Raw genomic sequence first — 6,430 nt, forward strand, 5'->3', positions numbered from 1 at the left:
GGAGCCTTTATGGAGTTAAGAGTTTTGAGTGTTGAGTTAAGAGTTAGCCATTCTACCAACCCAAAACTCTTAACTCAGAACTCTCAACTCGTTCGGCTCCCCCTCTCCTTTTCGGAGAGGGGGCCGGGGGGTGAGGCGCCCACGCTTGGATAGTACGTTCGCTTATGCCCAGGCACTTTAGCCGCTGGTTTGAAGCGCCCCAAAGCCGCTACATTTTTTTTGCAAAAAAATCGCAACCTGTTTAGGGGTCCGGCCAGGTTAGCTGACTTGTTAGTTAGAAGCCCCTCCCTTTACCCTCCCACCCGTGACGGAAGTCGAATTTTACCAGCTGCTCCAGCGCTACCTTGATGGCCGCGCCACGCCCGACGAGCAGGCGCGGGTGGCGCAGTGGTACGAGCAACTGCACCAGGCTGACGCCCGCCAGCCCGCGCCCCCCGCCCAGCAGGCCGTGGAAGCCGCCATCTGGCAGCGGCTGCGCCTGCCTGCTACTGCTCCTGCGCCGGTTTTGCGCGTATCGCGCTGGCGGCAAAAGCCGGTACGCTGGGCGGCGGCCGTGGGGCTGCTGGCGCTGGCCCTGGGCGGACTGCTGCCGTATGCCCGGCACTGGCAGGCGGCGCCCAGCACGGCCACGGGCTGGACGCGCTACCACAACGCCACCCAGCAGGAGCAGGTACTGCGCCTGCCCGATGCCACCCGCGTGACGCTACAACCCGGCAGCAGCCTGCGCTACGCTGGCGGCCTGGCCGGTGCCCGGCGCGAAGTGTACCTCGAAGGCGAGGCGTTTTTCCAAGTGCATAAAGACCCGGCGCACCCGTTCCTGGTACTGACTAAACAGCTGGTAACGACCGTATTGGGCACCGGCTTCGATGTGAAGGCCTACCCCGGTAGTGCCGAGGCGCAGGTAGCCGTGCGCGAAGGCAAAGTGGCCGTGCAGCCCCGCGCGGCGGCGCAGCTCGATGCTACCCCCACGCATCCGGCCAAAGCCGGCGTGCTGCTGCTGCCCAACCAGCAGGTAGTGTATTCGGTGGCCAGCCACCACCTTCATAAAAAGCTAGTTGACAAGCCACTGGTACTGGTGCCCCAGGCGTTTGAGTTTGAGGAGCGGCCGGTGGCAGAGGTGCTGGCCGCGCTGGAAAAAGCCTACGGCGTGGACATTCGGTATGACAAGCAGAAGCTGGCGGGCTGCACGGTGAGCATCACGTTTTACAAGGAATCACTTTTTGAGAAGCTCGACTTGCTCTGCAAGTCGCTCGGGGCCTCCTACTCGCAGGCCGATACCCAGATTACCATTCATAGCCGCGGGTGCCAGGCGGCTCCGCTTCCGTCGGGCTAGGTTTTGTAATCGCAATTGCTTGTTTAATAATACAATAACCGCATTCGGTAGAATGCGGACAGGACACTGTTTTTCTTTGTTTCCCCACCCTTACGTATGAAAAACCACCTACATTTCCCCCCATTCGTGCAGCCGCTGCTGCGGGGCCTGCTGCTGCCCACCGTGGCGGTGTGCCTGCACACGCTGCCCGCGCAGGCGCACTACCGCGCCACCCAAACGGTGCTTGAGCGCACCGTAACCGTGGAGCTGAACGGCCAGACCATCAAGGCCGCGCTTAGCCAGATTGCCAAGCAAACGGGCATCCGCTTTGTGTACAGCCAGCAGCTCATTGGCGCGGAGCGTAAGGTGAGCGTGCACGCCAAAAACGAGCCCCTGGCGGCCGTGCTCACCGAGCTGTTTGCGCCCCTCAAGGTAGAATACGAGATAAACCACGACCGGGTGATTCTGCGGCTTCCCACAAAGCCCAATTCCCCAAACGATTCCGGTAGCTCTAGCCTCGCGCCGCAGGCCGTGCCGGTATCGGGCCGCGTGGTCGATGCCAAGGGCGAGCCGCTGCCTGGCGTGACGGTGCTGGTGAAGGGCACTACCACGGGCGCTAATACCGGCCCCGATGGCAGCTTTAGCCTTCAGGCACCCGAGAATAGCGTACTGGTATTCAGCTTCGTAGGCTACGCCAAGCAGGAGGTACTCATTACGGGCGCGACCAGCACCCTGACCGTGACGCTGGCCGAGAATGCGCAGGACCTCAACGACGTAGTAGTAATCGGCTACGGCACGGCTCGCAAGAGCGACCTCACGGGCGCGGTGGCCTCCGTGACCAGCGCGCAGCTCACGCAGGTGGCCACTTCCGACCCCGTGCAGGCCTTGCAAGGCCGCGTGGCGGGCGTGGAAGTAACCTCTAATAGCGGGCAGCCGGGCTCGGGCACCCGCATCCGGGTGCGCGGCGTGGGCACCATCAACAATAGCGACCCGCTCTACGTGGTGGATGGCATCCAGACCAGCGACATTGGCTTTTTGCTACCCGCTGATATCGAGTCGACCGAGATTTTAAAGGACGCTTCGGCCACGGCCATTTACGGTTCGCGCGGAGCTAATGGCGTGGTCCTCATCACGACCAAGCACGGCAAGGCGGGCTCTACGCAGTTCAACCTGACGGGCTACACGGGCTTTCAGCAAATCCGGCGTGAGCTGCCCCTCACCAACGCCGCCCAGTACGCCACGCTCGTGACGGAGGCGTATACCAACGACGGCAAGGCGCTGCCCGACTACGGCCCGCAGCTGCTAAACGCCATCGCCACCAACGCGGAAGGCACCGACTACCAGAAGCTGATAACGCAGAAGGGGTTGATTACCAACTACAGCCTATCGGCGTCGGGCGGCACCGAGCAGAACCGCTACCTCGTCAGCGGCAGCTACTTCCAGCAGAATGGTATTATCAAGAATTCGGGCTTCCGGAAGTTCGTGATTCGGGTGAACGACGACGTGGTGCTCACCAAGCGCATCAAGGCGGGCGTGGCCGCCACGTTTACCAACAACAACCAGACGGGCAGCGGCGATGGCCAGGGCGGCTCGCAGCCGTATACCGTGCTGCTCTACGCGCACCAAATCAACCCCATCCTCAACCCCTTCGGCCCCAATGGCACCTATACGGAAGACGTTATCACGCGCAATACGCTGAACGTGCCGCGCCTGGTAGACGAGCAGCAGTATAACAAGATTCAGAACAATAACCTGTTTACGAGCAGCTACCTCGATGTGTCGCTGTTCAAAGGGCTGTCGTTCCGCTCGACGTTTGGTATCAACTACTTCAACAACCACCCCAAGCAGTACCAGCCGAAGTACTACATCGGGCCGTTTGACCAGCGGGCGCAAAGCGCGCTCATCGAAACGCGCAGCGAAAACGTGAGCTGGGTGTGGTCGAACTACTTCAACTACAACAAGACGTTTGCTGACAACAGCAACTTATCCTTCACGCTGGGCCAGGAGGCGCAACGCGGCTACGGCGATGGTATTTCCCTTACGGCCTACAATGTGCCGCTCGATGCCACGCTGCAATACGTATCGGCCTCGCGCAGCACCGACAACGCGGTGCGTAGCACGCCGCCATACGACGGGGGCTTGCTCTCATACTTCGGCCGGGCCAACTATAATTTCCGCGACCGCTACCTCGTGACGGGTACGCTGCGCTTCGACCAGACTTCGAAGTTTCTCGGGCCGGTTCGCACGGGCATCTTTCCGTCGGTGGGCGCGGCCTGGAACATCTCCAATGAGGATTTCCTCAAGGACGTCAGCTTCGTATCGGTGCTGAAGCTACGGGCCAGCTACGGCGAAGTGGGCAACCAAAACGCGGCCCCCAACTACGGCTACGCCTCGGTGGCGCGTAATAACCAGATTTACGTCTTCAACGGCACGCCCGCGCCCGGCCTGGCCATCACCCAGATAAACAACCCGGACCTGAAGTGGGAAACGGCCGTGACGACCGATGTAGGGATTGATGCCGAGTTCTTTAATAACAAGCTGACCTTTACGGCCGACTACTTCGAGCGTCGCACCCGCGACATGATAGCCCTGCTACCGGTGCCCGACTACGTGGGTCAGGCCCCCGCCAGCGCCAACGTGGGCGCCCTGCGCAACCGCGGCCTTGAATTGGCTCTGAACTACCGCAACGAAATTGGCAAGCTCGGGTACAGCGTAGGCTTGAACTTCACGAAAATCAACAACGTCGTAACCAGCCTGGGCGGCGGCACCCCCATTGCGGCCGGCAGCGTACTACCCCAAATCGGCAACACTACCCTAACCAACGAGGGCCGCGAAATCGCCTTCTACTACGGCTTGCAGGCCCAAGGCGTGTTTCACAACCAGGGCGAGATTGACGCCTACACCTATACCAACGCCGCTGGGGTGCGGTCGCTGGTGCAGCCCGGTGCCAAGCCCGGCGATGTGCGCTACGCGGACACCAATGGCGACGGCGTCATTACGGCTTCCGACTACACTTACCTGGGCAGCGGTACGCCCAGCTTCAGCTACGGCGCCTCGCTGAATTTGAACTACGCGGGCTTTGATTTTCGGATGCTGCTCTACGGGGTGCAGGGTGCCGAGGCCATCAACGGCGCGGCCTTCAACCTGTCGAAATCGGCCGACTTCGTGGGCGTGTGGAGCAACTTCTACGCGAACCGCATGGACCGCTGGACGCCCAGCAACCCCAATAGCAACCAGCCCCGCGTAACCGCGACCGACACCAACGGCAACGACCGCTTCAGCAGCCGCTACGTGGAGGACGCCAGCTACCTGCGCGCCCGCAACATGGAAATCGGCTACACGCTTCCCCAAGCTTTGCTAGGCAAGGTGCAGGTAAAAGGTGCCCGCGTGTTTGCCTCGGTCGATAACGTGTTCACCCTCACCAAGTACACCGGCTACGACCCCGAAATTTCGACCGTGGCCAACTACAACAACCCCTTGTCTTACGGCGTGGACTACGGCAACTACCCGCAGGCCCGCACCTACCGCCTGGGCTTCAACGTGCAGTTCTAATCCGCTATTTCCCACCTCCTCTATATGAAATCTACCCGCACCGCCGCCCTGCTCGGCCTGCTGCTCACCGCCGCCCTCACGCCGGGCTGCAAAGACTTTCTGGAGAAGGCGCCCCTGGGCACTACTACCCAGGATAACCTCTTCAAAGACCCCACCAACGCCGTGCAGGCCATCAACGCCACCTACGACGTGGCCGCCTGGGACCAGGGCCCCAAGTGGGGCGACCCCAACGGCCAGTACGTGGCCCAGACCTACGAGTGGATGTTTGGCGACCTAATGACCGATGACTCCGAGAAAGGCGGTAGCTCGGCCAGCGACTTCCAGCCCCTCATCGAGCTCAAAACCTGGAACATTCCGCCCTCCAACCAGACCGTTACCACGCTGTGGGTGCACAGCTTTACCGGTATTGCGCGCGCCAATACGGTGATTAACAACATCGACGCGGGCACCATCGACGCGGCGCTGAAATCGCGCCTCAAGGGCGAGGCGCTGTTTCTGCGGGCGTACTTCTACTTCAACCTGGTGAAGGCCTTTGGGGGCGTGCCGCTGTTTGAAAAAAGTGTGACGCCCACCGAGGCGCCCAACGTGACCCGCGCCACCATCGCCCAGACCTACGCTTTCATCGAGAAAGATCTGAAGGCCGCTGCCGCCCTGCTGCCCGAGAAAAACGCCTACGCCCAGGCCGACCTAGGCCGGGCTACCAAGGGCGCCGCCAATGGCTACCTGGCCCGCGCTATCATGTACCAGCTGGGCACCGTGAATGGCAACAACCACAGCTGGCAGGAGGTGTACGACATCACGAATACCATCATCAGCTCGAACCAATACAGCTTGTATCCCAACTACGCCGCTATTCACCAGGACATTGGCGAGAACAGCAGCGAGTCGCTGTTTGAGATTCAGTTTGGCTCGGACAACAACACCTACGGCCCCATCTCGATAGGCACGACCAACAACATTTTCCAAAACAATCGTAAGACATGGGGCTACGGCTTCAATAACCCCACGCAGAACCTAGTTGACGAGTTTGAGGCCAACGACCCGCGCAAGGAAGTCACGATTATTAAGAACAACGACATTGTACTGGGCATCCTTAACCCCGTCGATATCACGCAGAATGCCACGGGCTATTTCAACCGCAAGGCCGCCATCCTGGCCCCTAATGCGCCTGAAGCGGGCCCGCAGAACATTCGCAAGCTGCGCTACGCCGACATCCTGCTGATGAAAGCGGAGGCCGCCGCCCAGCTCAGTAAGTCCGGCGAGGCCATTGCCCTGGTGAACCAAGTGCGCGCCCGCGCCCGCGTATCGACCCGCCCGCCTGGCACCACCCTAGGCAGCCTGAGCTACGACCCCACTAACGCCCCCGCCAACACCTTACCCGACCTAGTCGGCCTGTCAGGCAGCGCCCTGCTCAGCGCCATCTGGCACGAGCGCCGGGTCGAGTTTGCCGAGGAGTCGCTGCGCTTCTGGGACCTCGTGCGCACGGGCCGCTACCTAGGCGTCCTCCCGGCCGATGTCCGGGCCCGGGCGGCATCGCACGTGGCCACCGAAACCTCGGTGAATCCC

General features: G+C 61.3%; 3 protein-coding genes. All 3 read left to right on the plus strand.

Features of this window, described 5'->3' with window-relative positions; all coding sequences use genetic code 11:
- The first annotated feature begins 304 nt into the window (after nt 1–304).
- Nucleotides 305–1,333: a FecR family protein gene (locus VFO93_RS06490; RefSeq protein ID WP_325133534.1), complete on the plus strand. Its 1,029-nt coding sequence runs from the start codon at nt 305–307 to the stop codon at nt 1,331–1,333.
- Nucleotides 1,334–1,429: 96 nt separating this feature from the next.
- Nucleotides 1,430–4,864, plus strand: a complete 3,435-nt coding sequence (locus VFO93_RS06495) for a TonB-dependent receptor (RefSeq protein ID WP_325133535.1) — start codon at nt 1,430–1,432, stop codon at nt 4,862–4,864.
- A 24-nt stretch (nt 4,865–4,888) separates the two neighbouring features.
- A partial coding sequence (locus tag VFO93_RS06500; protein WP_325133536.1) for a RagB/SusD family nutrient uptake outer membrane protein occupies nt 4,889–6,430 on the plus strand: 1,542 nt, incomplete at its 3' end.

This window comes from Hymenobacter sp. (genome assembly GCF_035709525.1).
Classification (GTDB): Bacteria; Bacteroidota; Bacteroidia; order Cytophagales; family Hymenobacteraceae; genus Hymenobacter.

What these genes read in the sequence shown, in the direction of transcription:
- VFO93_RS06495 (WP_325133535.1), top strand. Translation starts at nt 1,430, where the DNA reads ATGAAAAACCACCTACATTTCCCCCCATTCGTGCAGCCGCTGCTGCGG.